At 48.2% G+C, this 604-nt stretch carries 5 tRNA genes; all 5 read left to right on the forward strand.

From position 1 onward, the window contains the following. Window positions 1–92 precede the first annotated feature (92 nt). A tRNA-Arg gene (locus tag HMPREF3270_RS11070) sits at window positions 93–166 on the forward strand. 11 nt (window positions 167–177) lie between these two features. Further along, window positions 178–251, forward strand: a tRNA-Pro gene (locus HMPREF3270_RS11075). Window positions 252–283: 32 nt separating this feature from the next. Then, window positions 284–359 (forward strand) — tRNA-Ala (locus HMPREF3270_RS11080). Between the two features lie 29 nt (window positions 360–388). Next, window positions 389–462, forward strand: a tRNA-Met gene (locus HMPREF3270_RS11085). Between the two features lie 26 nt (window positions 463–488). Then, window positions 489–562: transfer RNA gene (locus tag HMPREF3270_RS11090), tRNA-Ile, on the forward strand. Window positions 563–604 lie beyond the last annotated feature (42 nt).

Consider the following 604-nt stretch of genomic DNA (forward strand, 5'->3'; position numbering starts at 1 on the left):
GAACTGGCAGACGCACAGGACTTAAAATCCTGCGATAAGTGATTATCGTACCGGTTCGATTCCGGTCCTCGGCACCATAATATATATAAAATGCGCCCGTAGCTCAACTGGATAGAGCGTTTGACTACGGATCAAGAGGTTATGGGTTCGACTCCTATCGGGCGCGCTTATTTTCTACGGGAAGTAGCTCAGCTTGGTAGAGCACTTGGTTTGGGACCAAGGGGTCGTAGGTTCGAATCCTGTCTTCCCGATAACCTTAGAAAAAGGATTATTAAATTAATATGGGGGCTTAGCTCAGATGGGAGAGCGCCTGCTTTGCACGCAGGAGGTCAGCGGTTCGATCCCGCTAGTCTCCACCATATTTAATTACAACATAAACCTATACAATGGCGGTGTAGCTCAGCTGGCTAGAGCGTACGGTTCATACCCGTGAGGTCGGGGGTTCGATCCCCTCCACCGCCACTAATTATTAGTTGTAAAATTATTTAGGACCTTTAGCTCAGTTGGTTAGAGCTAACGGCTCATAACCGTTCGGTCGCAGGTTCGAGTCCTGCAAGGTCCATATAATTTTTTTGGAGGAATACCCAAGTCCGGCTGAAGGGAT

This window comes from Staphylococcus sp. HMSC65H10 (genome assembly GCF_001839185.1).
Classification (GTDB): Bacteria; Bacillota; Bacilli; order Staphylococcales; family Staphylococcaceae; genus Staphylococcus; species Staphylococcus simulans.